The 26009-nt window shown below is 46.6% G+C and carries 29 protein-coding genes; 7 read left to right on the forward strand and 22 right to left on the reverse strand.

Annotation, left to right across the window (positions count from 1 at the left end; all coding sequences use genetic code 11):
* Positions 1-47: 47 nt before the first annotated feature.
* Both DT065_RS05300 and DT065_RS05305 read right to left on the reverse strand, forming a co-directional pair.
* Entirely contained in the window at positions 48-1418 is a 1371-nt protein-coding gene (locus tag DT065_RS05300) for an aspartate kinase (protein WP_114371520.1), read from the reverse strand.
* Positions 1419-1494: 76 nt separating this feature from the next.
* On the reverse strand, positions 1495-1848 hold the full coding sequence (locus DT065_RS05305) for a hypothetical protein (protein ID WP_114371521.1): 354 nt from the start codon (positions 1846-1848) through the stop codon (positions 1495-1497).
* A gap of 317 nt (positions 1849-2165) precedes the next feature.
* Here DT065_RS05305 and cbpB point away from each other — a divergent pair, with 317 nt between their 5' ends.
* Positions 2166-2606, forward strand: a complete 441-nt coding sequence (gene cbpB / locus DT065_RS05310; RefSeq protein ID WP_114371523.1) for a cyclic-di-AMP-binding protein CbpB — start codon at positions 2166-2168, stop codon at positions 2604-2606.
* Between the two features lie 50 nt (positions 2607-2656).
* Here cbpB and DT065_RS05315 read toward each other — a convergent pair whose 3' ends face one another.
* From DT065_RS05315 to DT065_RS05330, 4 genes are all read right to left on the reverse strand, one after another.
* A complete protein-coding gene (locus DT065_RS05315) occupies positions 2657-3106 on the reverse strand; it encodes a YlbF/YmcA family competence regulator (RefSeq protein ID WP_335743577.1) in 450 nt (149 codons plus the stop codon).
* A 93-nt stretch (positions 3107-3199) separates the two neighbouring features.
* The gene (locus DT065_RS05320) at positions 3200-3610 is read right to left on the reverse strand and encodes a hypothetical protein (RefSeq protein ID WP_114371527.1); all 411 of its coding nucleotides are present in this window, start codon (positions 3608-3610) and stop codon (positions 3200-3202) included.
* Between the two features lie 52 nt (positions 3611-3662).
* Positions 3663-3887, reverse strand: coding sequence for a YlbE-like family protein (locus DT065_RS05325; RefSeq protein ID WP_114371529.1), 225 nt, complete (start codon positions 3885-3887; stop codon positions 3663-3665).
* Positions 3888-4034: 147 nt separating this feature from the next.
* Positions 4035-4466, reverse strand: coding sequence for a YlbD family protein (locus DT065_RS05330; RefSeq protein WP_160112419.1), 432 nt, complete (start codon positions 4464-4466; stop codon positions 4035-4037).
* A gap of 164 nt (positions 4467-4630) precedes the next feature.
* Here DT065_RS05330 and DT065_RS05335 point away from each other — a divergent pair, with 164 nt between their 5' ends.
* Positions 4631-4987 carry a YugN family protein gene (locus DT065_RS05335; RefSeq protein WP_114371533.1) on the forward strand — a complete coding sequence of 119 codons (357 nt, stop codon included), beginning with the start codon at positions 4631-4633 and terminating at the stop codon, positions 4985-4987.
* Between the two features lie 72 nt (positions 4988-5059).
* On the opposite strand, the gene DT065_RS05340 is transcribed toward DT065_RS05335, so the two are convergent.
* From DT065_RS05340 to cyoE, 6 genes are all read right to left on the reverse strand, one after another.
* Positions 5060-5608, reverse strand: coding sequence for a DUF420 domain-containing protein (locus tag DT065_RS05340; RefSeq protein WP_114371535.1), 549 nt, complete (start codon positions 5606-5608; stop codon positions 5060-5062).
* A gap of 196 nt (positions 5609-5804) precedes the next feature.
* On the reverse strand, positions 5805-6149 hold the full coding sequence (locus tag DT065_RS05345) for a cytochrome C oxidase subunit IV family protein (RefSeq protein WP_114371537.1): 345 nt from the start codon (positions 6147-6149) through the stop codon (positions 5805-5807).
* A gap of 6 nt (positions 6150-6155) precedes the next feature.
* Positions 6156-6773, reverse strand: coding sequence for a cytochrome c oxidase subunit 3 (locus DT065_RS05350; protein WP_114371539.1), 618 nt, complete (start codon positions 6771-6773; stop codon positions 6156-6158).
* 3 nt (positions 6774-6776) lie between these two features.
* Positions 6777-8648, reverse strand: a complete 1872-nt coding sequence (gene ctaD, locus DT065_RS05355; protein WP_114371541.1) for a cytochrome c oxidase subunit I — start codon at positions 8646-8648, stop codon at positions 6777-6779.
* Positions 8649-8678: 30 nt separating this feature from the next.
* Positions 8679-9791, reverse strand: a complete 1113-nt coding sequence (gene coxB, locus DT065_RS05360) for a cytochrome c oxidase subunit II (RefSeq protein WP_114371543.1) — start codon at positions 9789-9791, stop codon at positions 8679-8681.
* A 117-nt stretch (positions 9792-9908) separates the two neighbouring features.
* Positions 9909-10844: a heme o synthase gene (gene cyoE, locus DT065_RS05365; RefSeq protein WP_114371545.1), complete on the reverse strand. Its 936-nt coding sequence runs from the start codon at positions 10842-10844 to the stop codon at positions 9909-9911.
* Positions 10845-11235: 391 nt separating this feature from the next.
* Here cyoE and DT065_RS05370 point away from each other — a divergent pair, with 391 nt between their 5' ends.
* Complete coding sequence (locus DT065_RS05370) at positions 11236-12126, forward strand: COX15/CtaA family protein (RefSeq protein ID WP_114371546.1); 891 nt, start codon at positions 11236-11238, stop codon at positions 12124-12126.
* Positions 12127-12749: 623 nt separating this feature from the next.
* Here DT065_RS05370 and pyc read toward each other — a convergent pair.
* From pyc to glsA, 3 genes are all read right to left on the reverse strand, one after another.
* A complete protein-coding gene (gene pyc, locus DT065_RS05380; protein WP_114376095.1) occupies positions 12750-16190 on the reverse strand; it encodes a pyruvate carboxylase in 3441 nt (1146 codons plus the stop codon).
* A gap of 276 nt (positions 16191-16466) precedes the next feature.
* On the reverse strand, positions 16467-16754 hold the full coding sequence (locus DT065_RS05385; RefSeq protein ID WP_193550805.1) for an Fpa/YlaN family protein: 288 nt from the start codon (positions 16752-16754) through the stop codon (positions 16467-16469).
* A 168-nt stretch (positions 16755-16922) separates the two neighbouring features.
* Entirely contained in the window at positions 16923-17873 is a 951-nt protein-coding gene (gene glsA, locus DT065_RS05390; RefSeq protein ID WP_114371550.1) for a glutaminase A, read from the reverse strand.
* Between the two features lie 142 nt (positions 17874-18015).
* Between glsA and DT065_RS05395 the strand changes: the two genes are divergently transcribed.
* On the forward strand, positions 18016-18480 hold the full coding sequence (locus DT065_RS05395) for a peptidyl-prolyl cis-trans isomerase (RefSeq protein WP_114371552.1): 465 nt from the start codon (positions 18016-18018) through the stop codon (positions 18478-18480).
* Positions 18481-18538: 58 nt separating this feature from the next.
* Here the strand turns inward: DT065_RS05395 and DT065_RS05400 are convergent, their stop codons facing one another.
* Positions 18539-19867, reverse strand: a complete 1329-nt coding sequence (locus DT065_RS05400) for a PhoH family protein (protein ID WP_114371554.1) — start codon at positions 19865-19867, stop codon at positions 18539-18541.
* 207 nt (positions 19868-20074) lie between these two features.
* Here DT065_RS05400 and DT065_RS05405 point away from each other — a divergent pair, with 207 nt between their 5' ends.
* Positions 20075-20239, forward strand: a complete 165-nt coding sequence (locus DT065_RS05405) for a YlaI family protein (RefSeq protein WP_114371556.1) — start codon at positions 20075-20077, stop codon at positions 20237-20239.
* A gap of 39 nt (positions 20240-20278) precedes the next feature.
* Here DT065_RS05405 and DT065_RS05410 read toward each other — a convergent pair whose 3' ends face one another.
* Both DT065_RS05410 and typA read right to left on the reverse strand, forming a co-directional pair.
* Positions 20279-20530, reverse strand: coding sequence for a YlaH-like family protein (locus DT065_RS05410; protein WP_114376098.1), 252 nt, complete (start codon positions 20528-20530; stop codon positions 20279-20281).
* Between the two features lie 88 nt (positions 20531-20618).
* Positions 20619-22454 (reverse strand): translational GTPase TypA, encoded by a 1836-nt coding sequence (typA, locus tag DT065_RS05415; RefSeq protein ID WP_193550806.1) that lies wholly within the window; start codon positions 22452-22454, stop codon positions 20619-20621.
* Positions 22455-22808: 354 nt separating this feature from the next.
* On the opposite strand from typA, the gene DT065_RS18785 reads away from it, so the two are divergent.
* Positions 22809-22985: a DUF5325 family protein gene (locus tag DT065_RS18785; protein WP_160112420.1), complete on the forward strand. Its 177-nt coding sequence runs from the start codon at positions 22809-22811 to the stop codon at positions 22983-22985.
* A gap of 56 nt (positions 22986-23041) precedes the next feature.
* On the opposite strand, the gene DT065_RS05420 is transcribed toward DT065_RS18785, so the two are convergent.
* Both DT065_RS05420 and DT065_RS05425 read right to left on the reverse strand, forming a co-directional pair.
* Positions 23042-23836, reverse strand: coding sequence for an inositol monophosphatase family protein (locus DT065_RS05420; protein ID WP_114371558.1), 795 nt, complete (start codon positions 23834-23836; stop codon positions 23042-23044).
* Between the two features lie 329 nt (positions 23837-24165).
* Positions 24166-24354 carry a YkzI domain-containing protein gene (locus DT065_RS05425; RefSeq protein WP_114376101.1) on the reverse strand — a complete coding sequence of 63 codons (189 nt, stop codon included), beginning with the start codon at positions 24352-24354 and terminating at the stop codon, positions 24166-24168.
* Between the two features lie 202 nt (positions 24355-24556).
* On the opposite strand from DT065_RS05425, the gene DT065_RS05430 reads away from it, so the two are divergent.
* Positions 24557-25189: a YktB family protein gene (locus DT065_RS05430; protein ID WP_114371560.1), complete on the forward strand. Its 633-nt coding sequence runs from the start codon at positions 24557-24559 to the stop codon at positions 25187-25189.
* Between the two features lie 255 nt (positions 25190-25444).
* Here the strand turns inward: DT065_RS05430 and DT065_RS05435 are convergent, their stop codons facing one another.
* Positions 25445-25723, reverse strand: coding sequence for a UPF0223 family protein (locus tag DT065_RS05435; RefSeq protein ID WP_114371562.1), 279 nt, complete (start codon positions 25721-25723; stop codon positions 25445-25447).
* A 93-nt stretch (positions 25724-25816) separates the two neighbouring features.
* Positions 25817-25933, reverse strand: a complete 117-nt coding sequence (locus DT065_RS05440; RefSeq protein ID WP_114371564.1) for a GapA-binding peptide SR1P — start codon at positions 25931-25933, stop codon at positions 25817-25819.
* Between the last annotated feature and the right edge of the window lie 76 nt (positions 25934-26009).

Here is a 26009-nt window from a genome sequence, read left to right on the forward strand (position 1 = left end):
TGCGGCGGGGCGTTCTAAAACGAACAAGCCCGCCGCAGTCTTTTTGATCATTCATTCAGTTGTTTCGCGTAAAACTCATCGTAAATTGCTTTTATTGCCTGATCGCCGACGCGTTCCTTCACGGCGAACGCGAGGGATACTTCCGAAGGTCCCTGGTTGATCATTTCAATGTTAATGTCGGCTCCCGCGAGTGCCTTTGTTGCCTGTGCCGCGATTCCCACAGTATCTTTCATCCCTTCGCCGACGAGCATAAGCATGGTAAAGCCGTGTTCAATATACGCGTCATCCACATCCATTTCTGTCTGAATACGAGTGAGCAGTCGGTTCTCGCTGTCCAGGGAGAACTCGGACGTGCGCAAGACGACAGATGTGTCGTCGATGCCCGAAGGCAAGTGTTCATAAGAGATGCCCTCGTCTTCCACCATTTCCAACAATCGGCGCCCGAAGCCCACTTCCCTGTTCATTAAATACTTGCGAACGTAAATAATGCTAAAACCTTTATCAGCAGCTATCCCGGTAATCGGATACAGATCGTGTGCCTCTGACTTCTCTGCTGTGATTAACGTGCCTTTCCCTTCCGGGTTATTCGTATTTTTCACATTAACGGGGATGCCATGTCGAAAGGCAGGGATCAAAGCCACGTCATGAAACACCGCGAATCCTGCATAAGATAATTCCCGCATTTCCCGGTACGTCATGCGCTCGATTTTTTCGGGGTTGTCAATCACTTTCGGATTGGCGACGCAAACCGAATCGACGTCCGTGAAGTTCTCGTACAGCTCCGCGTTCACTCCGGCAGCGACAATCGCACCGGTGATGTCCGACCCGCCACGGGGAAATGTGACCAATTGACCGTTTTCTTTATAGCCGAAAAATCCCGGAAAAACAAGAATTTCATCCTTTTCTTTTAATGTAGCCAGCGACTCGTAAGCGTCGTCTAACACTTGGGCATTCCCGGCTTCTCCGCTAACGAGCAGACCGGCCTCCCGAGGGTTCATATAGCTGGCTTCCATTCCGATATGATTAAAATACGCCGCGATAAGTTTCGCATTATTATCTTCCCCCGCCGCTTTTATCTGGTCCATAAAGACCCCTTCGTTTTCCGTGTTAAAAGCGACGCGCGCCTGTAAATCGGCTTCAATGTTTTCCGTGACCGTTTTTTCGAGCCCAAGCTCTTGGGCAATCGTTTGATAGCGATCGACGACTTGTTGAAGAGCGTCCTCGACCGACTCGCCTTTTATTCGTTCCTCTCCCAAAGTGATCAACATATCCGTTACTTTTACATCACTGTCGCCTCGTTTACCCGGCGCAGAAACAATCACGATTCTGCGCGCGGGATCAGCCACGATAATGTCTTTTAATTTTTCAATTTGATTTCCGCTTGCTACTGACGTGCCACCAAACTTGGAGACTTTCATAAACTGTTAAAACGCTCCCTTGTTTTATTTCTTTATTAAAAAATAAGTGCTAAAGATGCTTCAAGTTCTTACAGACTCATGCATTTCGTAACATATCTTCTGCCGACCACTTCTGATCGACGATTCCGATCGTTTTCAGCGTTGCTACAATTAACGGGACGTCGGATTCCTGATAATAGTCAACCGAACACCCGGACTCCGGCTCATAATCGAGAGTCAGCGCATGCCCATAATTGGTTTCTTGCAAATAGTTTGTGACTTCAGCCTCGTCGATACAAGACGGTGAGACGTATTCTTGCGTGGAATGGTCAAGGATCGTTCTTGTATCCGACGGAGCCCCGACATCGACTGGGATCACAAAACCGCCGACGAGCAATGCCGCTAAGGTAAGAAGCATTCCGGTGATGAGCTTCCGGTCTTTCTTTTTCATACGATTTCCTTTCCTATGTGTAATCGCTTTTCAGTTTAAAAATGTACCGTTTCCTTTATAATCCGATCACCTCAATTGGTGGGCGTATACGTTATTATACGTGGATTTACACTCACGGTCTAGGGGGTCGAACGATTGAAACCGTTTCCTTGACAAAAACGCCCATCACTTCTACGATAATGATGAAAATGTTAAGTGATTTCAGAAAAGACATTGGAGCGACAACCCTATGATGGCGATGTGTATACGTGGCCACCAAACGCTGTGAGCAATCTTCCCATTTCACGGAAGGTTCATTTTATGGGGGCAGAGAGAAGATGACAATCGATCGTTTAAAACAGAGTCAATTAATGAGCAAAGAAATCAGTGATTTGATTATTTCACACGAAAAAGTTGCCCATGTACAGCTTCAAAATCCACTCGATCATGCGTTGTTAGTTTTAATTAAATCCGGTTACACGGCTATCCCGGTCGTCGACAATGATTACCGGGTGCGAGGGCAAATCAGCAAAAACGAAATTCTTGACTCGATCCTCGGCCTTGAGCGTTTAGAAATGGAACGCCTTCACGACATCACCGTCGAAACAGTCATGAATAAAAACATTCCCCGTTTAAAAACGGACGCCACTTTTTTAAAGGCGTTGACCGTTTCCATTAACCACCCATTTATCTGTATCGAAGACGAGCAGGCAGCTTTTGTCGGAATTTTGACAAGACGGTCAATTCTTGCCTTGGTGCATCGATATTTTCAACAATGATCCAAGGAACGTAAAAACCCGCCTACAACAATAAGCGGGTTTTTACATGGTCAGCAACTGCAACTTCCCCCACTTCCACAACCACCACTGCAAGATGAATTGTCAAAATATGGATTGTTAGAGGGAACTTTAATATTCGGGGAAACAGATGTAGCCAATACCTCACTGACTTCTGTAAGTAACTTCTCCAAGTCACGTTCTGCTCTTTTATAAGTACTCACGCTTTCATGGAGATCCATTTCCCGTTTTGCAATGCGCAAAGTCTTTGTTACTTCGCTATAATCCGGATGATATTTGCCAAAGCGCTGCACTTCGTCAAACTTTACTTTATGATGATTGAAGGCTTCAATCAGCCTTTTCGCTTCTTCATCTTCCAGCATGTTTCGGCGCGCTTCAACATAATGGTGGTATATATCAGACGAGCGGATCATCTTTGATAATTCTTCGGATGCATCCAACAGTTCGATTGGGGTTGATACGACGGTTTGCAACGATAACACCTCCGCATTGCCATTGTAACATGACTTGGCTACATTTGTTTACCTCTAGATTGTATAAAGCATGATACGATTTGCTTTGACGAGCGTGCAAGGTCACTCAAGGATCGAGACTGAAAAGGTTTCTTTTAGCCCGAGTGCACGATCATTTTCATCATAGGCCTCCAATTCAACGGTATGATCGCCAGCCTCAAGGCCCTTAATAATGAACGCGGCTTGATGAATATCTTTTTTATCATCGCCGTTTATCCTTAGCCTTAAATACCCTTGTGTATCGTTATATTGATGTTGATTCCTGTAAAAACTAAACGCCGGAATGTAACTTTCCACATAAACGTCTGATGCTTTCACAACATGCTTCACATCAAAGGTTTTTTCGGTGTCTTGTTCATCTGCTTGCATGACCGGGATCGGTTCAATTTCTACTTCAGGTGCGGCAAAAGTAGGCTGCATCGTTCCATTTGCCACCATCAACACCGTCGCGATTCCAATCATTCGCTTATCCAACTGAAAAACCTCCTTTCCGTTAGTGTGCAAAAAGGAGGCGCTTATTATCCGCTTATCGTTTTAACAAATTGAGCAGTTGAATGGTCATCCCTACGCCTTGATTCATCCGGGACACACGCTGGGGCCACGTCTGGCCGTTAAAAAAGCGCGCTTCTTTTTCCATTTCTTCCAAACGTTCAGGGCGTCTGGCCAATATCCGATACCAATAAGGTTCAGCACGTAAATACCTCTTCAAATCCGGCCTTGCTGAAAAATACTGCATTAAATCGGCGCGCATAAAGGCAACACCTCCTTTTTGATCCTTTAAGAATGGTTACGATGGCATCCGCCATAAGGACTTGCCGGCAAGCCAAGGTTTTCTAATATGTAACAGAAACAACCCAATGGGCGAGACGATGATTCATCGCCCCACCTCTCCTCCTTGTTAAAAACCTCTAAATGAGAAAGGATTCTCTTGACGATCATTGCGCGATTGATTGGGATTGGACTGAAATTGATTCAATAACTCTTGGACGTTCCCCATCACGCCGCTAAATTGGGATAAATATTTTTGCACATCATTCACGTTCATTTGTCCCAATGTCTTCAAGAGTGAGCCCACCGTTTGATTTGAATCAAGCAAGCCTTGAATGGACGGCATCACTTCAGTTGCATTCGAATTCGAAGGATTCTTTTCCGTTGCGCTTTCCTTATATGTGCCCCAATGCTGTTCGTCTTCCCCTAAAATAACCCAATCTTGATATAATCCATTCCAGCTTGCTTTCCCGGATCTGACCTGTTGAACAAGCTTCGGATGTTCCTTTACAAAAGCCTTAAAATCACGCAACGAAGGATCCAACTGCCCATCGTTTTCCACCGGCATCTCCTCCTTAACGTACCCGACTCCATCAGCAAAGATGGACCTTTACTCATTACCATACGCATGACGAGCCATGTACGTTCGCCCAAACTTGCACATTGCATATTTGCCGAATTCATAATAAGATAATGGAGAGATAGAGTTACTGAGGAGGTAAAGCGTTGAAGCTCACAGATTTTCATTTTCCGGATAAAGAAATAGGATTCGGACGATTATTAAAGGTCATGCAAGACCATGGATTTATTTTCGGGGAGCAATGGGATTACGAACGTGCCACCTTTGATTTAAAAATGCCGGATGAAAGAGATGCGGGAACCTTTTACCTGCGTGTTCCTTGCTTCACCATTGACGGTGATATTCCTCATGATGAAACACTTGTAAAATTAATGACGCCCTTGTTGGGACGCCATTACTACCCACACGGAGTGGAATATGGAGAAGATGAAGGTTTTCCGGACAAAATCATTAATCGAAGCAAACAAAAGCTATCAGCTGTTGATGAAGAATTGAATGATTAACGAGAAGGACTCCCCCTCAAATCGAGCGGGAGTCCTCCTTCATATTGGTGGCCGTTATCGAACGCATTTTTATTACGCATAGTAAGGAGAGATCAAGATATAAATAAGAACGCCGGTGATGCTCACATATAACCACAACGGCATGGTCCATCGAACAATTTTGCGATGCTTTCGCAATTGATTCGTATATCCCCAAAGCACCGACAACAAGGCAAGAGGAACGATGGCAGCAGCGAGGGGGATATGTGTAAGAAGGATAAAATAATAGATCCCCGCCAAAATACCGTCCCCACCATAGGTGGTAGATTCTGCTAAAGCGTGGTGCGTTAAATATGTGACAAGAAAGAGCGCCGTCGTCGTTAACGCGGCATAAATGAAGCGACGATGGGCCTGCACATTTTTTCTCAAGATCGCGTACAACGCAGCCAATAAAAACACCGTCGTAAAACTATTGTAAATGGCGTTGAGCATTGGCAACAGCGTAACATCAAAAGGGGCCGATGAAGCAGCTCCATCCATAAAAAAGACAATGGCAATTAGCCCGTTGATAACAATCGTCAACGTGACAACGAGAGGGATATAATTTTTTCCTTTTGCTTGTGATTCTGTTGATTGATCCATCGGTCAGCCTCCTTGCCAACCATTATACTAAAGATGAATAAGCAGCACCAAACGTGCCCCTTGACGATCTTCTGACATTCCGATGGGGCGGACCTTGGCAAGAGCGCTTTCCCGCATCGACCCCCCATTCCTTCCTTCCGTTTGCGAAAAAAATCGGGCTAACCCTCATACGGTTAGCCCGATTCGTCTGTGCTGTTTAATACTTCACGACACCGAGCAACATGATAAGTGCCACAATCATAGGGGCTGCCAGGACTAGTCCTGAAATCATAAAAGAACTCGGCCAGCCATGATCCTTATCTTTCAAATGCATGAAGTAGTATAACTGTATGATCAATTGAACAAGCGCCAGTAACAAGATAAACGGAGTCGTGAATATCGTTGGGATACCTTCAGCGCCTACGGCCAAAAAGGCAAGTATGGTAATCCCGATCATAAAGGCAAACGCGATTACCTGTATACGTTGTTCACGATTGAGCTTCCGCTTTTCCTCCTTATTCATTGCACTTTCTTCAAAGGGTTGATTCAAGTTTTCAGCCATTTACGATTACCCTCCAATCCCCATGAGGTATACGACAGTGAAAATAAACACCCAAACAAGATCAATAAAGTGCCAATAGAGCGCGAACGCGTAAAATTTCGGGGCATTGTACAACGTTATCCCCCTGCTTCGGTTGCGGAGGAGCAAGAGCAGAATCCAACCAAGCCCGAACAATACGTGTGCTCCATGTAGGCCTACAAGCGTATAGAACGATGAAGCAAACGCACTCGACGTATATCCTAACCCATGCTCGTAATATTCCACGAACTCGTAGATCTCTAAACTGAGAAATGTTACCCCCAGTAAGAATGTTACCCACATCCACAGTTTTAGCTTTCCAAACTGGTTCTTTTTCATCGCATACGTTGCTAAAACACTCGTCAACGAGCTTGTCAAAAGAATCATCGTCATAATAAACACGAGAGGCAATTGGAAGAGGTCCGCAGGTTCCGGACCACTTGCGGTGCCGCTTCTCAGTCCAAGGTACGTACCAAAGAACGTCGCGAACATCGTTGTTTCACCGGCGAGAAACACAAACATGCCGAGAAATTTATTTTTACCTTCAAGTGTCGCTTTTTCAGGATTGGCGGGAAGCCCTTTTTTTACGTCAACTGAATCTGCCATGGGCTAGCTCAACTCCTTTTCCATTGATTCCACGGTTTCTTTTTCAATGTTATAACCGTAATCATTTTGTAAGGAACGTGCCGCCATTCCGCCAAAGAATGTGATACCGCCAATCGCGATTAAAACATATGGGGAAATGAACAAATCCATATGGAAGCTGATGAACCCGAAGCCTCCGATGAACATGCCGATACTCATGATGAACGGAAGGATCGAGCCATTCGGCATATGGATATCATCCAATGGTTCTGCCGGCTTCATTTCTCCGTTTCCATGTATTTTTTCATAAAACAGCGGATCTAGCGAGCGTACTTGCGGCGTTTGGGCAAAGTTGTACTCCGGAATCGGCGTATTCGTCGACCATTCCAATGTACGTGCATCCCAAGGATCCTTCTCCGTCACGCGTTCTGCTTTCAGTGCTGAATAGATGATATTAATCACCAATATAATGATCGCAACGGACATCATAAACGCGCCGATCGTGGAAATGAAATTCATCGTGTCCATCCCTTGACCTTCCAGAAATGTGTACACTCGTCGCGGCATGCCAATAAGCCCGAGAATGTGTTGAATAAAGAACGTAAGGTGGAATCCGATGTAAAATACCCAGAAAAAGATGATCCCTAACGTTTCGTTCAGCTTATGCCCAAACATTTTCGGATACCAGTAGAAGAGTCCGGCGAGCAACCCTAATACGATACCGCCAACAATAATGTAGTGAAAGTGAGCAACGACGAAATACGTATCATGATATAAATGATCCACCGGTGCCATCGCGAGCATGACGCCGGTCACACCACCGAGAACGAATGTAGGGACAAACGAAGCTGCAAAATGCATGGCCGTCGTAAACCTTAATTTTCCTCCCCACATCGTAAACAGCCAGTTAAAGACTTTTATCCCTGTCGGTACAGCGATTGTCATCGTTGCAATCGCGAACACCGAGTTGGCAATCGGACCGACACCAACGGTAAACATATGGTGCATCCATACCATAAAGGACAAGAAGCCGATAATCAGGACGGCAAATACCATCGATGTGTATCCGAATAGACGTTTTTTGGAAAACGCGGGAACGACTTCGGATATGATTCCGAACGCGGGCATGACAAGGATATACACTTCCGGGTGTCCGAAAATCCAGAAGATATGTTGCCAAAGAACCACGTTACCGCCTTCGCCCGGGATAAAGAACTGGGCATCAAAGACCCGATCCAACATTAACAGCAAGAGACCGGCAGCAAGCGGTGTAAATGCAAATACAATGAGCATGGACGTGATGAGCATCGTCCAACAGAATAAAGGCAGACGCATCATCGTCATTCCGGGTGCACGCATGTTAATGATCGTGACGATAAAGTTAATCGCGGAAATGAGCGTCCCGAAACCTGATATCTGCAGACCAAGGACATAAAAGTCTATGCCTATGCCTCCGAATTCACGACTGGCCAGAGGTACGTAAGAGGTCCACCCGGCGTCCGGAGCCCCGCCGAAAAACCAGCTGATACTTAAAAGGATACCCCCGGATAAAAAGAGCCAAAACCCGAGCGCGTTTACAAACGGAAATGCCACATCACGGGCACCGATTTGCAACGGGAGGACATAGTTTGCAAATGCAAAGAACAATGGTGTTACCGCCAGAAACAACATGAGTGTTCCATGCATCGTCACCAATTCATTAAAGGTTTGACCGCTAATAAATTCCATTTCCGGTGCTATGAGCTGTATTCGAAACAATACGGCCATCAAGCCGGCTTTAACGAAAAAGAGTGTACCGGCAATCAAGTACAAGATGGCAATTTTTTTGTGGTCAACCGTCGTTAACCAATCCCAAAGCACGCTTTTTTTACGCGTGTTTGTAGCCTCACTTACCACGTTGTGTTCCCTCCTTTAAATCGATAGACCTTATTGAATATCGAGTTCTTCTTTTGTTTCATCATCTAGTCTCTCTAAAGAATCGAGGTAAGCGATGATCGCATCGAGTTCTTCATCTTCCATTCCCGGTGCTGCCGGCATGTTTGCCCCTTGTTTCAATGCACCAGGATCTCGGATCCAGTCTCGTAGATTTTCCTCATTGTATTCGAGAAAGCCGGCAATGGTCGTCCGGTCACCAAAGTTCGTTAGGGTAGGCCCTTGAGCAGAACCTTCGCCATCAACAGCGTGACAAGCAATACATCCTTGTTCTTCAAATTGCTCACGACCTTCTTGGGCCAATGTTTCTTCCGGTTCCTCTTCTTCTTCCTGCATCTCTTCATTCCAAGTAGCGTAATCTTCTTCTTCAAGCGCGATCAATTTAAAGTCCATTAACGCGTGGGACGGCCCGCACAACTCGGCACATTTACCCATGTAAATACCGGGATCATCTGCCTCTAGCCACACATGGTTCGTCACACCCGGGATATTGTCTACTTTACCCCCGAGCGCCGGGACCCAGAATGAGTGGATGACATCTTCAGCTTCCAATTGAAAAACAACATCTTCCCCTGCAGGAACATAAACATCATTACCGGTCGTGAAGCCTTCGGGGTAATCAAATTGCCACCAGAATTGATGGCCGGTGACCTCGATAACATACGCATCCTCGTCAAGGTCTTCTTCAGCCACTTCTTGGTCTACGTCCCCGACACCTTCGGTTTCCTCTTCATCTTGTGCAATGTCTTCAGCATCAACACTTAAGTAAAATTGTCCCGTGATCGTCGGAACCGCGAGAATCGCCAACAAGAAGATGGGAATGACGGTCCACGCCACTTCCAGTTTCGTATTGCCGTGGGTTTGTTCCGGGTATTCATCATCGCCATCCTTCTGGCGAAATTTCACGATAACAATAAAGAAAATAACAAAGACAACAACGATGACAAGGGCCATGACATACAGACTCAAAAGCATATTGTCGAAAATCCATTGCGATTGGGGCCCCATCGGGTCCAACGCTGATAGCCCTTGTTCGCCGCACCCTGCGAGCAGTAGCATAAAGGCCATAAGCGGCGCAAACCGCAGCAACCTATTCTTTGCATTCATGTGCTTTCAAACCCCTCTTTCCATGATGTTCTTTTCCACATTACGTTCCCAGCACGTTTTCTATGTAACTCCCGTAAAGGAGCCCACCCTGATCGTCCGGGTGTTTGTCAGCTGTGTTCACAAATGAACAACAATCATCACGACAAATATCACGGTCAAATAGATGAGAGAGTACATAAACATAGAACGCGCCCATTCCGTATCATCTTTCGAGCGAATTCCCTTCAGACTTAATACTAACCAGCCGATGCCAAGGGCAGCCGCCACAATTGTATAGATCATTCCAAATGGATACAGCAATAACGAAATAGGGAGTAATGCAATGATATATACCAGAATTTGTCTTTTCGTAATCGCAAAACCTGCAACGACCGGTAACATCGGCACATTAGCTTTACGATACTCCTCCACCCTCATCATTGCCAATGCCAAAAAATGAGGAGGTTGCCAAATAAACATCACTGCAAACATCACCCAGGCATACACATGTAATCCGGGATCAACAGCTGCCCAACCGATTAACGGGGGCGTGGCTCCGGATATACTGCCAACGATCGTATTTAAGGAATGTACACGTTTTAGCCATAGGGAATAAACAACTACATACACAAACAGCCCTATTGCAGCAATGATAGCTGCCACAGGTTCAATGGCCAGCAAAGTCGCTATTCCTACCGCGGACAGGGATAAACCGATGTATAGAACTTTCCTGAGCGCGATCGCTCCCGTTACGGTCGGTCTCTCTTTTTTGCTTTCCATCAACGGGTCGATATCTGTGTCTATATAATTGTTTAACGTAGTACCTCCGGCAAGCACAAGCGCTATCCCGAACATCGTAAGTAAAAGGATGTGTATATTGGCCCCGAGGCTAAACCCGGCGGTATATTGTGCTGCTACGAAAAATCCGGCGAACGCCGTCAACATGTTCGACATGACAATACCGGGCTTCGACAACTCAATATAAGCCTTCCACGGTTTGTCGACCGTCTTTTCAACCGTGCTCCCTTTCTCTTCAACCGCTTCGGCTGCCTTCATTGCCGTATTTGACTTCATCCTCTTCACCCCCTTTTTCCCATTCAGCCTGCCACGTTTCAATCGTGACGACATCCTTTTTGGTACCCTTCACCTATCTTACTATATTTTCTCCTTGTTTCGGAAGGGTTTTGTCCACTATTTTCATTATAGCTGAAAATAAGGGTCGTTTCATTAAACTACACACTTTTTTCACATCTTCCAACTGAAATCGACATGAAATCTTCACTGTTGAAAAATTGACTTCTGCTCTGCTACTTCTTACTATTTTCAATAAGGGTTGTTTTTATGTTATGAATTGGAGATAGTTACCCGGAAGACATCGCATACAGCGTATACAGAGATTATTTTTTTGTCAATCGCTACGGTTTCCTAGTTAAAAGACCAGGTCGGTTTAAGTGGAGGTGATGTTTTGAATAAAGGATTAAAGATTTTTGGGATCTTAACATCGATCGGAATGCTGATCGTATTATTGCAAGGTTCCATCGTAACGAAAACAGATTCTGGGGATGGTTGCGGGGAAACGTGGCCGCTTTGCTTCGGTGAATGGGTCCCCTCTTCCCCCGCGATCGCCACCATCATTGAATATAGCCACCGTCTCGTATCCGGAATTGTCGGCCTGATGGTCATCATTTTGGCGATTTGGGCCGTGAAAAAGCTACCCCATATACGGGAGACGAAGTTTTGGGCGTTGATGGCTGTTTTGTTTATTATTTTTCAAGGGTTCATGGGTGCGGCAGCCGTTGTCTTCGGCCATTCCAATATCGTGCTCGCGCTCCATTTTGGCATATCGGCAATTTCATTTGCCACGGTGATTCTGCTAACGACCCTCGCGTTCGAAGATGGCACACGAAGACCCGCTCCCCGTGTTAAAAAGGGGTTTCGCAGCTACCTGTTTTTCGTCCTTGCCTATGCGTACCTCGTCATCTATAGCGGGGCTTATGTAAAACATACCGGCGCCACCTACGCGTGCGAGCAGTTTCCCCATTGCGGAGATGTAGCAACCTTTGGCTTTCAAGCAGGCGTGCAAATGACGCACCGAATCTCAGCGATCATCCTCGTTGTGATGCTTTTCATCTTGTTTATCCAAGCGTTTCACTATCGTTTCGAAAGCAAAATGCTCGCGGGCAGCGGTTTAAGTGCCCTCGTGCTTATCCTTGTACAAGCGGCAGCCGGCGTGGCAATCGTGTACTTTCCGGACGCGTATTTAGCTGCAGCCCTCACCCATACGCTCGTCATTACATTCGTGTTCACTTTGCTTTGTTACATGGCGATGCTCGTGACAAGAAACCGGGCATATTAATTATAAAAGATGCTACCCGCTTCTTTCTTGAGAACAAAGTTCGGACGTCGGATTAAATATAATCGGTGAAAAAACCGATTTCTTTACCCAAGTTTTTATCCACTAAAGACAAGGTGCATTTTATCCTTTTTTACCTTCATACAAAAAGTTGGCACGGATGAGGTCCTGCCAACTTTTTTGCTAAAAGGCATCATAACAGGAATGGCTTTTCCGAAGGGGACTGCTTCCTCCCAAAGCGCAATCGCGGCCTTCGAACCTTTCTTGCACATGCAACGTTTCCCCGTCGCCATAGCGAAACAAAAACGGAATGATTCCTTTTAGATCGTTTCTCGTACAAGCCTCGTTGAAACGAGGCTTGTATGAACAACGTTTTGCCTGTTCCTTTTTTCGACGTGATACAAACGTTCCTTCCATGCTACGAACGCACCAGTCATAGAAAGGGACAACTGCTCCCCTTCTTCAAGCCGGAAAAGGAAACTGGGCAAGAAAGCCTTCCCTTTCATGATACGACCCATGAAGGGAATGGATTGTTCTTCTTTGGCCTCCGGGTTATCGCTTACGGCTGTCCAGGCGCCTGCCTCTTCCTTGAAAGCTCGTTCATGGACTCCCCTTTGCGAAAGCTTTTAATCCTCGATTTCGACCAACAAATCTCCGCTATCGATCGCTTCCCCGTTATCGACGTGGATGGTATCAATTTTACCGTCGCGAGGGGCTTGTACCGTCGTTTCCATTTTCATTGCTTCCGTGATGATTAACTGGTCCCCTTTTTTCACTTCTTCGCCTTCTTTTACGAGCACTTTTAACACGGTTCCCGGCATCGTACCGGCAATGTGATTCGGGTTTTTCTTATCAGCTTTTGTTTTCTCAGCCACGGTACTTTCGATGTTTCGGTCTTTAATAATCACTTCGCGTGGCTGGCCGTTCAGTTCGAAATAGACGATGCGATCGCCGGCGTCCGATGGCCTGGAGATGGAAATGAGCTTCACAATTAACGTTTTGCCCGGTTCAATTTCTACCTCGATCTCCTCGCCCAACCGGAGGCCGTAGAAAAATGTCGGCGTATCGAGAACCGAGACATCGCCAAAATAATTTCGAAACTGTTCATACTCCTCGTAAACTTTTGGATACATCGTGTGATTCATCAAGTCGTGTGAGGTCACTTGCCGGTCTAGTTCCTCGAACAATTGCTTTTCGAGCGCATCGAAATCAACAGGTGCCATATGTTTACCGGGGCGGTCGGTATACGCTTCCCGATTTTTCAAAATGATCTGTTGTAGTTCCCGCGGGAAGCCTCCGGGTGGCTGCCCGATCTCCCCCTGAAACATTTCCACGACCGATTCGGGAAAGTCGAGGGAATTTCCTTTTTCAAAAATATCCTCTTCCGTCAAGTCATTATTTACCATATAAAGCGCCATATCGCCGACGACTTTTGAAGAAGGAGTCACTTTCACAATGTCGCCGAAGAGGGTATTGACTCTCGCGTACATATCTTTTACATCATCCCAACGACCCTTTAAACCAACCGCTTTTGCCTGCTGCTGCAAGTTGCTGTATTGCCCGCCCGGCATTTCATGTTCGTAGATATCCGGGTGCGGCGCGGTCAAACCGCTTTCAAATCCTTGATAATACGCGCGTACATCTTCCCAATAATTGCTTAGTTTACTAGCCGCCGCTACGTCCAATGCCGGTTCCTTATCGGTTCCTTTCATGGCGTAATACAGGCTTTCCATACTCGGCTGTGACGTGGATCCGCCCATCGCGCTAATCGCCGTATCGACGACATCGACGCCGGCGTCCATCGCCCTTGCATAGGTGAAGACACCATTTCCGCTCGTATCGTGCATATGCAGATGCACGGGCAGATCGACGGTTGCTTTTAACTCACTCACCAATTGATAGGCAGCTTCTGGTTTCAGTAATCCGGCCATGTCCTTGATGCCGAGGATGTGAGCCCCTTCTGCTTCCAGTGTTTTCGCAAGTTCTTTATAATAATTCAAATTGTATTTCTCGCGGCTTGGATCGAGAATATCACCGGTATAACAGATCGCCGCTTCCGCGAGTTTGCCGGTATTTCCAATCGCTTCGATCGCTTTCGTCATCCCTGGTAACCAATTGAGGGAATCGAAGACACGGAAAACATCGATGCCTGCGCTGGCAGACGTGTTAACAAATTCTTCGATAACATTGTCGGGATAATTTTTATAGCCGACCGCGTTCGCTCCCCGCAAAAGCATCTGGAACAATACATTCGGCATCTTTTCCCTAAGGTTAAGCAAACGTTCCCACGGATCTTCGTGCAAAAAGCGCATAGCCACATCGTACGTCGCTCCGCCCCACATTTCCGTTGAAAATAAATCAGGCAACATGCGAGCCGTCGGTTCGGCAATTTTCAGCAAATCATGGCTGCGCACACGGGTTGCCAACAGCGATTGGTGAGCATCTCTGAACGTGGTGTCGGTTAAAAGCGTGCGTTCCTGGTCTTTTAGCCATTTCACAAGCCCGTCGGCACCCCGGTCATCGAGAATTTGCTTGCTTCCGGACGGCATCGGTGCATCTTCATCTACCTCAGGAAGACGGGGCGTGGAAAACACTGGTTTTTTCTGCTGTTCCAGCCCGGGGTACCCGTTCACAATCGTCTCACCGATGAACGTCAACATTTTCGTCCCCCGGTCTTTTCGGCGCGGAAACACGAATAACTCAGGGGTATCATCTATAAAAGACGTATTGTATTTCCCATTTAAAAACTGCTCATGCTGCACGACGTTTTCCAAAAATGCAATGTTTGTTTTAATACCCCGAATGCGAAATTCCTGCAAGTTTCTTAGCATTTTTGCCGAGGCCACATCAAAGGAGAGCGCCCACGTCGAAACTTTCACAAGCAAAGAATCGTAATGGGGGCTAATGACCGCGCCCTGAAAACCGTCCCCTGCATCCAGCCGCACACCGAACCCGCCGCTAGAGCGGTACGCCATGATTTTTCCCGTGTCCGGCATGAATCCATTTTCCGGATCCTCGGTCGTTACACGCGATTGGATCGCGTAGCCATGGGTACGGACCTCCGATTGCTCGGGCAATGCGATGACGGATCCGTGCAAGGGAAGCCCGTCGGCGATGTATAGCTGTGCATGGACGATGTCAACGCCTGTCACCATTTCCGTGATCGTATGCTCCACTTGAATACGCGGGTTGACTTCAATAAAGTAAAACGACCCGTCAGCGCCGACGAGAAACTCCACCGTTCCTGCATTCAAATAATGGATGCTATCGGCAAGGTCAATGGCCGCCTGGCAAATATCATCTCGGAGCTGTTCGTTGAGCGCGATGCTTGGCGCGATTTCCACGACTTTTTGATGGCGCCTTTGCACCGAGCAATCCCTTTCATACAAATGCAAGGTGTTCCCTTCATGGTCGCCGAGCACCTGTACTTCAATATGCTTAGGGTTTTCAATCAGTTTCTCCACATAGACCTCATCGCTACCGAAAGCAGAACTCGCTTCCGAGCGTGCGCGGTCATACGAATCTCTGAGCTCTTCTGCGCTGCGAACAATCCTCATTCCGCGTCCGCCCCCGCCGAGACTCGCTTTAATAATAAAGGGGTAGCCGTGTTCCAGGGCGAAGTTTTCTACTTCCTCGACGCCCGATACGGCGCCGTCGCTGCCGGGAATAACCGGGAGACCTGCTTCAATCGCGGTTTTGCGCGCCTGTATTTTATCGCCGAACATATGTAAATGCTCGCTTTTCGGGCCGATAAAAATAATTCCTTCCTCTTCACAACGCTCGGCAAAATGAGTGTTTTCCGCCAGGAAACCATATCCCGGATGGATAGCGTCTACGTCTGTACGTTTGGCAACCGAAATAATAGTTTCAATGTCCAAATAAGCTTCAATCGGTTTTTTTCCTTCCCCAACCTGGTAAGCTTCATCCGCCTTGTAACGGTGAAAACCTCCAGTGTCTTCCTTGGAATAAACCGCCACTGTACGAATATGAAGTTCCGTACAAGCTCTGAAGATTCGAATGGCAATCTCGCCGCGATTGGCAACGAGCACTTTCTGAATATTTTTCAGTTCGCTCACGTCGGTTCCTCCATTCTCCACTTTTCTTTTTAGAAAACTTGGCTTTTCGCCAAGCTTTAAGGTTTTTCACTATAATAGCATTTCTTACAACTTGAATCTACAAAAAATAAAAAATAATTTCCCCTCCCTGATCACTAATCACCGCCGAATTCCATGTTTTGCTGGTGTTTTCACAAGCGGAATGCTAGGAAAAATAACACGGGCGTCAGCTAAGCGTACGTTCATCGAGGACAATAAAAAAAACCAATTCCATCTCGCAGAATTGGTTTATTGGTTTACCGTTCGCTCATGTAATGCGGATAACTTTCTTTCGAGTTCATTCATGATATGTTTGCCGGCCTGTTCATCGATCAAATTTAGGCGAATAGCGAAATCTATTTCACGGGAAAGCCCAAACATTTGGGTGTCCAGTACTTCTTCATAGAGCGGGCATTGCGGCATTGTTAAATTGTCCATTTGCACTTCAATCAGTTGCCTGATTTTCTCAGCATCTGCTTTCAAGACAGCGTAGGCCTGTTCCCTGCTATCGGTCACGGTCTCCATGTGCACATGCATCCCTCCAGAGATAAAAATCCTATGCTTATCTTATCGGTTATACCGTTAAATTGCAAGTTGATCTCGCTTCCGTTTTGGGTGAAAAATGCCTTCGTTTGGCTGATAAAATCTTTGTTTTTGCTGATGAAGCGACGATTTGGCTTTTGTATCGGGGACATTCCGCCAAAGTTAAAAAATACTCAACTGAAAATGACGAGATAATCGTTTCAAAAGCTCGACCCCTGCACGACTATTGCCTTTTTCGTTCAACGCGGGGCTGTAAATGCCAATCCCCATCCCGTCCGGGACGCTTCCAAGTATCGCCCCCGATACGCCGCTTTTTGCCGGAATCCCCGCTCTTATGGCTAGTTCTCCGGATTCGTTATACATCCCACATGTGACCATAAATGTTTTCACCATTCTTGCAACCGGCGCCGGAACGATTTGTTCCCCCGTCTCGGGCGAGCGGCCTTCATGTCCGAAGATAAAAACGATTCTCGCGAGATCGCAACAACTCATGCTGAGCGCGCATTGTTTGGTGTACACGTCTAACAAGGGCTCGATCCCGATGTCGCTGTCGATCACCCCTTCCCCTTTCAATAAATACGCGAGGGCTCGATTATAATCTGCCGTTCTAAATTCCGATGCGGCCACCGCGCTATCATAAGTCAAAGCGTCATTTCCGGTTAATTCACGAATAAATCGTAGCAAGCGCTCCACTTTTTCCGCCTCTGTCCGGCCGCCGATCATGGATGTTACGGTAAGCGCGCCTGCGTTAATCATCGGATTTAGCGGCTTTGAAGAATTCATTAATGCCAATCGCGCAATGGAATAGAACGGTCCGCCCGTCGGCTCCATCCCGACTTTGTCAAACACTTGGTCTTCTCCGCTGTCCATTACTGCAAGCGCCAGCGCTACCACTTTTGACACACTTTGCAACGTAAACGTCTCTTCTCCGTCCCCGAAACTGACACATGTTCCATTTTTCGTATATAATGCACAGCCGAGTGTACCGGGATCGGCATGCCGTAATTCCGGGATGTAGGTTGCAACGCTTCCTTCATGGGTGAAGGAACGCATCTCCTCGACAATTTCTCCCACTTCCATTTCAAACTGCCTAAATTCTTCTTTCACTGCCATACCCTCCCGCTTACCCGTTTATTATTCTTCTGCAGATATGTTACCATTAGAATGACTTGATTTCTTACGAGAATAGCGAAAATCATATTTTCTTATGCTATTATCCAAACCATAAAGAAAAAACATAGAGGAGTTACTGACCATGGACCCTTTTATTGTCCCCATATCCGGAAACGTGAAACATCGAATTACGCTCGACCCTACTGTATGGATCTTTGACAATCGAAAAATACATTTAGAAAATTTCTTTCAGGAAACGTCATCCGCAGAAGGAGTAAAGGAAGAACGGGCAGACATTGGTCCGAGGCGTTGGCAAACCAATCAGATTCGCACGAAAAAAGAAGCCTCGATTGAAGGCTCCTACGGCATGAAACTAGCTCCATTTATTGACAATGCTGCACCTTTGGCATCCGCGACAACCCTTGTTGCTGTCACATCCGCGGGGGAAGAAATCACAGCCCCGCTGGAAACCGGCAAATCATGGATCGCCGGTTTCTCTTCGGAAGGCATGGCGTTAAAAGAAAATGGTCCGATTCACATCTATTTTGCCGACGGTACGAACCAACATTCCCCACTAACCCACGTGGTTGAACTGCGGGTGGAATAACCCGACGGATTGCCTCTCGCTTCCCGGGCCGAACGCTATCTGCTGTTCGGCCCATGCTCTACAATAAATCCGCCGCTAGTTGTGCGAGCGAGGACCTCTCCCCTTTCGCAAGCGACACATGCCCGCTTATCGGTTGATCTTTAAAACGCTCCACGACGTAAGTAAGCCCATTGTTATAAGCATCCAAATACGGATGATCAATTTGTTCCGGATCTCCCATCAGCACAATCTTCGTATTCTCCCCGACTCTTGTTAAAATCGTCTTCACTTCATGTTTCGTTAAGTTTTGCGCTTCATCCACAATGATCAGCTGCCCGGGCAAGCTACGCCCGCGAATATACGTGAGCGCTTCAACTTGAATCGAGCCCAGCCCTAATAAAATATTGTCTACTTCTTCGGGCTTGTTTGCGTTGAACAAAAACTCCAAGTTATCATAAATCGGCTGCATCCACGGGCGTAATTTTTCATCTTTTTCTCCGGGCAAATAGCCGATATCTTTTCCCATCGGTACGACCGGCCGGGCAATCAACAACTTCTTATAAATCCTTAAGTCTTCCGTTTGCAATAAACCCGCAGCCATGGACAGCAATGTCTTACCAGTACCGGCCTTCCCGGTCAATGTCACCAATGACAACGTTTGGTCCAGCAAGATATCAAAAGACATCTTTTGTTGAACGTTCCGCGGCTTAATTCCCCATACGCTTTCACGGTCATGGATTAACGGCCGTAACGCCTTTCCATCATGATCAACACGACCCAACCCGGACACAGAGGGCTGTAACTCATTTTTTAGAAGGACGAAGGACCCGGGATAGAAAGGCGAACAAGGGAGAGACGTTATGGGAATTTGCCGGGTTTGATAAAATTGTTCCAATAAAGCAGGGGCGACGTGAACACTCAGATGCCCTTTGTATAGATCATCATCGACAACCACCCGGTCGCTGAGGAAATCTTCTGCCTTTAACCCTAACGCTTCTGCTTTAATACGCACAAGGGCATCCTTGCTTACCAAAACAACCTGTTCATCGCGTACTTCTTTCATTTTTTCTGCTTCCACGTTTAAAGCCAACGCAATAATTCGATTATCGTTTGTGGCATCAGGCAAAATGTTTTTCAGCTTTTCATAAGAGCGGTGGTTCAATTCCACGTGCAAATAACCGCCACTTTCAAGCGGCACGCCTTGATGCAACGGCTTTCGGGACCTTAGCTGATCAAGGAGCCGCGCCACCTCTCGAGCATTGCGCCCGATTTCGTTCATGTGCTTTTTTTTCGCATCCAATTCTTGTAATACAATCGCGGGGACTAAGACATCATTTTCCTTAAAAGAAAAAAGGGCACGAGGGTCTTGCAATAGGACATTTGTATCAAGAACATAAGTTTTTTTCAATTCGCAACCTCCCGGTTTGCAAATAACGGTAACAGAGGCAGAAAGCATTGCCCCTTACTTTTGTTTATGCAGAGGGAGAGGTAAAATTGACAAGTCTTTTATACAGCCCCTTCAGGCATGTTAGAATAGAGGTATGAATGCATGGATTTGAAAGGAGTGAAGCAGACCGCTGTGTTTTGTACATGCAGCCGGATTCTGCGTTGAAATATGCAAGCAAAATGTCCATTATGTAATCGAATTGACCGTATCTCCGACGATGACCCCCTTGCGAAGAAGTTACGCAACCGGCCGATTCACACGTACACATGCACCGAATGTTACGACCGGATTTCCCGCAAAGCGAAATCCCGGCGAGGGGAAAAACAATCCTAGAAAAGAGCCGCTGCAGAAGATTTGCAGCGGCTCTAATGTTTAAGCTTCTTGTTGTTTTTTATGGATTCGCAGGCGAATCCGATAGACGCCGAGCACAGCCGCTATCACAATCAAAGCTTCGGCAACGGGCATGAAAATAGCAAAAAATGTTAATACAATGCAGCCGATGACGAGACCGGTATACACGACGACATTTTTTAGTAACGGCAATTTTCTCGCGAAACCTAGATTAAATACAATCACACTTAGAATGATCACGGAGAAATACAAGAGCCAAAAGCCAAGGGCCATGTTGTCATAGATCCCAAATAGCTGTGCAAACCAAGAAAAATCGTCTTGAGAGAGTTGCCCTCCTTCTTGCACTTCGCTTACCTCCTACCTACGTTGATATTTTCTTTTTTCGTTTTTGTTCGCGCTCGCGCATAGACGTGCTTAACGTTTTCTTGCGAAGGCGTATCGCCTGTGGTGTAAGCTCACAATATTCATCGTCATTCAAGTACTGCATGGCTTCTTCCAGGGTTAGGATTCGCGGTTGTTTTAAAGTAGCCGTCTGTTCTTTCGTGGCGGAACGAATGTTATTGGCAGCTTTTTCTTTTGTAATGTTCACCGCCAAGTCGTTCTCCCGACTGTGCTCACCAACAATCATGCCTTCATAAACCTCTGTGCCCGCTTCGACAAACAGCATGCCGCGGTCTTCCAATTGCAACATGCTATACGTTGTTGCTTTTCCTTTTTCTTGAGCCACGAGCACGCCTTCCCTGCGTCCGGCAATTTGCCCTTCAATGAATGGCTGATAGGAATCAAAAGAGTGATTGATGAGGCCGTACCCCTTTGTTTGCGACAAAAATTCAGTGGAATAACCGATCAACCCTCGCGCGGGGATTAAAAATTCCAGACGTGTTTGTCCTTCGCCTTCTTGTTGCATGTTGAGCATCTCGCCTTTGCGTTCGCCGAGGGCCTCCATGACAGCGCCGGTGTATGCTTCCGGTATATCGATTTGCACGCGTTCAAACGGTTCATGTTTGACACCATCGATCTCTTTTACAATCACTTCCGGCTTGGACACTTGCAGCTCGTATCCTTCCCGCCGCATATTTTCAATAAGGATGGAGAGATGCAGTTCCCCGCGCCCGGAGACCGTCCAAGCATCCGGCGAATCGGTCTCTTCGACTTTCAGGCTCACATCCGTTTCCAGCTGGCGCATGAGCCGCTCTTCGATTTTCCGGCTTGTGACGTGATCCCCTTCCAACCCGGAAAACGGGCTGTTGTTGGCCAAAAACGTCATTTGCAATGTTGGCTCATCAATGCGGAGCGCAGGCAAAGCTTCCACATGACCCTCAAGGCAGATCGTTTCCCCGACATTAATATCATCGACCCCTGCAATCGCGATAATGTCACCGGCTTCGGCCTCTTTAATCTCCTGTTTTTCCAAGCCGTGAAAACCGAACAGCTTGCTGATGCGGAAACTTCGTTCCTCTCCATCCCTCGTGATCAATACCGCTCGGTCCCCGTGGGAAACTTTTCCTTTAAAAACTCGGCCAACTCCGATTCGTCCCAGAAAATCATTGTATTCCAACATTGTGATCTGAAATTGCAACGGTTCATCGCTTGTTTCTTCGGGGGCAGGCACGTGCTCGCCAATCGCGTCGAAAAGTACTTCCATGCCCCGGTCGGTCTCATCCTCTGGGTGTTTTGCCATACCGTTGATCGCCGATGCATGGAGCACCGGAAAATCAATTTGGTCTTCCGTTGCGCCCAATTCGATAAAAAGATCCAACACTTCGTCGACGACCTCTTCCGGCCTGGCACCTTCCCGGTCGATTTTATTCAACACGACGACAGGAGTGAGTTCTTGTTCGAGCGCTTTTTTTAACACAAACCGCGTTTGCGGCATGCACCCTTCATAAGCGTCAACGACGAGGAGCACTCCGTCCACCATTTGCAAAATCCGTTCCACTTCACCGCCAAAATCGGCATGGCCCGGCGTATCAAGAATGTTGATTTGTTTTTCTTTATACTGTATGGCGGTATTTTTAGCTAAAATTGTAATGCCGCGTTCTTTTTCCAAGTCATCCGAATCCATTGCACGTTCGTCTACGCGCTCGTGTGCTTTAAATGTCCCCGATTGCTTTAACATTTCATCAACGAGCGTCGTTTTTCCGTGGTCCACATGGGCAATAATCGCGATATTGCGCAAGTCGTTGCGAATATTCACAGTGCAGTTCTCTCCTTAGTTTAAGCAAATTCTTTAACTTTTCGATTTTACCACACTTTTGTCGAAATCGGCAAAAAGCGAGGGTTGGGTCGGGTGGGAGCACGGCATGACGACCGAATTAGAATTTAACGCGCTGTTCCAGACTCCATGAACCGTCTATGACGACTAAAAATGATCTTTTCGCGTGTCTTCAGGCGCCATGGAACCCCATGGCGAAAATAACCCTCTCGAACAAGTTCGGGCGCCATGAGCCTTGGTCGACCGCAGTGAACGCCTTGATCCCCCCTTTCCCTGTTGATATCCTTGTCCGTTTTCTTTACACTGGACGAAGGAAATCGAAAAGCAGGTGAATTGATGCGAAAAATAAACTGGACTTTATTATTTTTAGCCTTTCTTGCCACGGCATCCATCTTGGCCTATGGCATTGCAGTGGCGGAACGAAGTTTCATGATCGCGATCATCGCAACGATCATTCTGTATTCTTCGTTCAAAGGCGCAGCCATTTATCGGAAAAGAAAGCCCGTAACCTAACCTTTTTTTCCAGAAAAAACGAACAGCCCCGCACCAAGCAAAGGGCTGTTCGTTTTTTATCGATCAGCGTTGCATCTTTGGTAAATCTCTTTGAAAACGTGCGTTTCACCTGCAAGCACGGAACATGAATCCTTAAACAAGGTATCATAAGCAAACAGCGGTGAGCAATCGGCGTCCGTTTCCGAAAGCAGAACCATCGCGCCCGCGTAGTCCCATGGCGACAAGCGCATATTTACATAGGCATCCAGGCGTCCGGCCGCGATATAAGCCAGCTCCAAGGAAGCAGCGCCGTACGACCGGGTCGCGCGTACATCTCGCACAAGACCGGCGAACACTTCTTTCGTGGTCGCGTCTACCCGGCCTACGAGCCAACGCGCGTTAAATCCAATAATTGCCCGTGAAAGGTCCACCGGCTTTCGTGGGTGTAATCTTTTCCCGTTCAAATATGCCCCCTCCCCTTGGACGGCGCTAAACAATTCATCGGAAATCAAGTCATAGATCACACCGACTTTGCCCTGTCCGTCATAATGAATCCCAATCGAAATAGCGAAATTCATATACTGATGGACGTAATTCGTCGTCCCATCGATCGGGTCAATATACCATGTGACGGTATTTTCGGGAATTGGTTGATCATGCTCTCCTTCTTCACCAACGACAAAGTGTGTCGGATAGGTTTCTTTGATTTTTTTTGTCAAAAGACGTTGTACTGCAAAGTCATTCTCGGTCACAAGGTCATCCGCGTCTTCCTTTGTATCAATATCCAGCTTCCGAATAGCAGGATCGTAAAGACGGTGGGCGGCCTCAGTTATAAATGCTATTGCTTGATCTTTCATTGCTGTCCAATCCACGGAATGACCCTCTCCTTCGATGATTGCAAAATGGATATGGATAGTATCTCATATATGCTGTTGATTTTGAAAGGGGCTCACGTGTAAAGCCTTGCTTTCCATACACCTACAGTCTGTCCCGTTCCCCTTCTCCAGCTTTCATAAACAAGAAAAACGGGCAATCGCCCGCTTTCCGTTACCACCTATGAATGCGTTATATCCCGGTGGTAAGCGCCCGTAAAACTCCCGCTTCAACCCCGCAAGCGGGAGTTAACGGGCGACTAACACCCCCGATTCGTTCAACTAACCATCAGAGGAAAAGCCCCTCTGATGGAAGTTTCACTTTATTGTTACGCTTCTAAACGTATGAGTTCCTGTCTAAGTTGCTTCAAGCGTTGTTTTGTTTGATTCTTGCCTTCTTCATCATTGCCTTTCATTGCATCGTGGAGCGTGACGAGTTCATAATCGATTTCCAGACGTAGCACCGGTATCCGTTCTTCAGCGTCAGTCCTCTTTAGCGCTTGGATGACTTGTTCCATCATACACACCCCTCTTTTTTTTAGAGCCTTTGACAACCACAAGCAATGACATGATTCATTATTCTGATTTCGATTATTATATCATATGCGTTTCATATTTCAAGCGTCCTGTTCATTTGCGTATAGAAAATTCAATCACTGCTTTCGGTTTGATTCCTCGTCCGACAAGCGCTATCATAAGGAGAAAAAGGAGTTTTGGCAGATGGACCTTCCAACATTTACACAAAAAGAATTTAATATTTTTCATACCGAGGGTCTCGAACCGCGAATGGAAGCGATACGGGAAAACATTCAACCTAAATTCAGGGCGCTCGGCGAGCCACTGGCCGAAGAGCTTAGCGATTTAACCGGCAATGACATGTTTTTGCACATCGCTAAACACGCCCGCCGTAAAACAAACCCGCCAGCGGACACATGGCTTGCCGTAGCCCATAACCATCGCGGCTATAAAAAACATCCCCATTTCCAGGTTGGACTATTTGATGACCATCTTTTCATTTGGCTTGCTTACATTTATGAGCTTCCGAATAAAAAAGAAATCGCACAGCAATTGTTGGATCGTCAGGATCAACTCGAAAAGCTTCCCAATCACTATGCCGTTTCTCTCGATCATACAAAGAAAAATGCACGCACATTGGAATCGATGGAGACAGATGAATTGCACAAAAGTCTCGTGCGTTTTCGTGACGTAAAAAAAGGAGAGTTTTTGATCGGACAACAAATTGCCCATGATGATCCTGTCCTGAAAGACGGAGACAAGCTCTTTTCAACCATCATGGATACGTTTAAACACGTACAACCATTTTACGAAAAAACCACTCACTTGCACATATAAAGTGAAACTTCCATCAGAGGGGCTTTTTCTCTGATATGGAGGTCGGCTAAAACCGTCACATTCTGTGCGTCGCAATCGGGGTGTTAGTCGCCCGCTTTTCCGTGGAAATCAGAAACCGGAGGCCGGAAATCGGAAGATCATGCTTCGTTTCTTGCAAAAGGCCTTTTCCGACCTCTGGCCTCTGAAATCTGACCTCTGGAATTACGGGCGCTTACCACCGGGATAAAAAAACAAGGCTTTTTTCGCCTTGTTTTTTTACGTTTGCCGGACAATCTCTTCCGGATTTTTTTCCTTGGCCAAGCGAACCGTGCGCCAACACGATTGTCCTGCTTGCTGATCATAATCCCGAAAATAGGACTTTTCCTCATTTTTTGCCGGCACTACTTCTTTAAATTGCTTATAGGCGTTTAGAAGTTCGCCTGCTTTAACGCCTGCTTTGTAGGCGTTATCGACTTGTGTGAAAAAGTTTGCAACCGTTACAATCTCATCTTTCGACCAATCGGTAGAAAAGGGAATGGCTACTTCATCTTTCAAATTTTGACACCTACCTTGACTTCATTATATCAGAAAAAAATGGCGTACCGCCGAACAGCGCTACACCACTTTTTTATCCCCGGACGCGCAATGTTATCTTGACGCGCGTTTTTTCTTGCATGCTTCGCAATTTCCGTATAACGTTGCCATCTTTTCGGCTTTGAAATGTTCAATGGTACAGTCACATTCCGCACAAACGATCATTGCCATGCCATCGCACTCCCCTGTGAAAGCGTTTTATTAATATGTATCTCTATAATATGATGTCACAATTGATTTGTCAACG

The organism is Salicibibacter kimchii (genome assembly GCF_003336365.1).
Taxonomy (GTDB): Bacteria; Bacillota; Bacilli; order Bacillales; family Marinococcaceae; genus Salicibibacter; species Salicibibacter kimchii.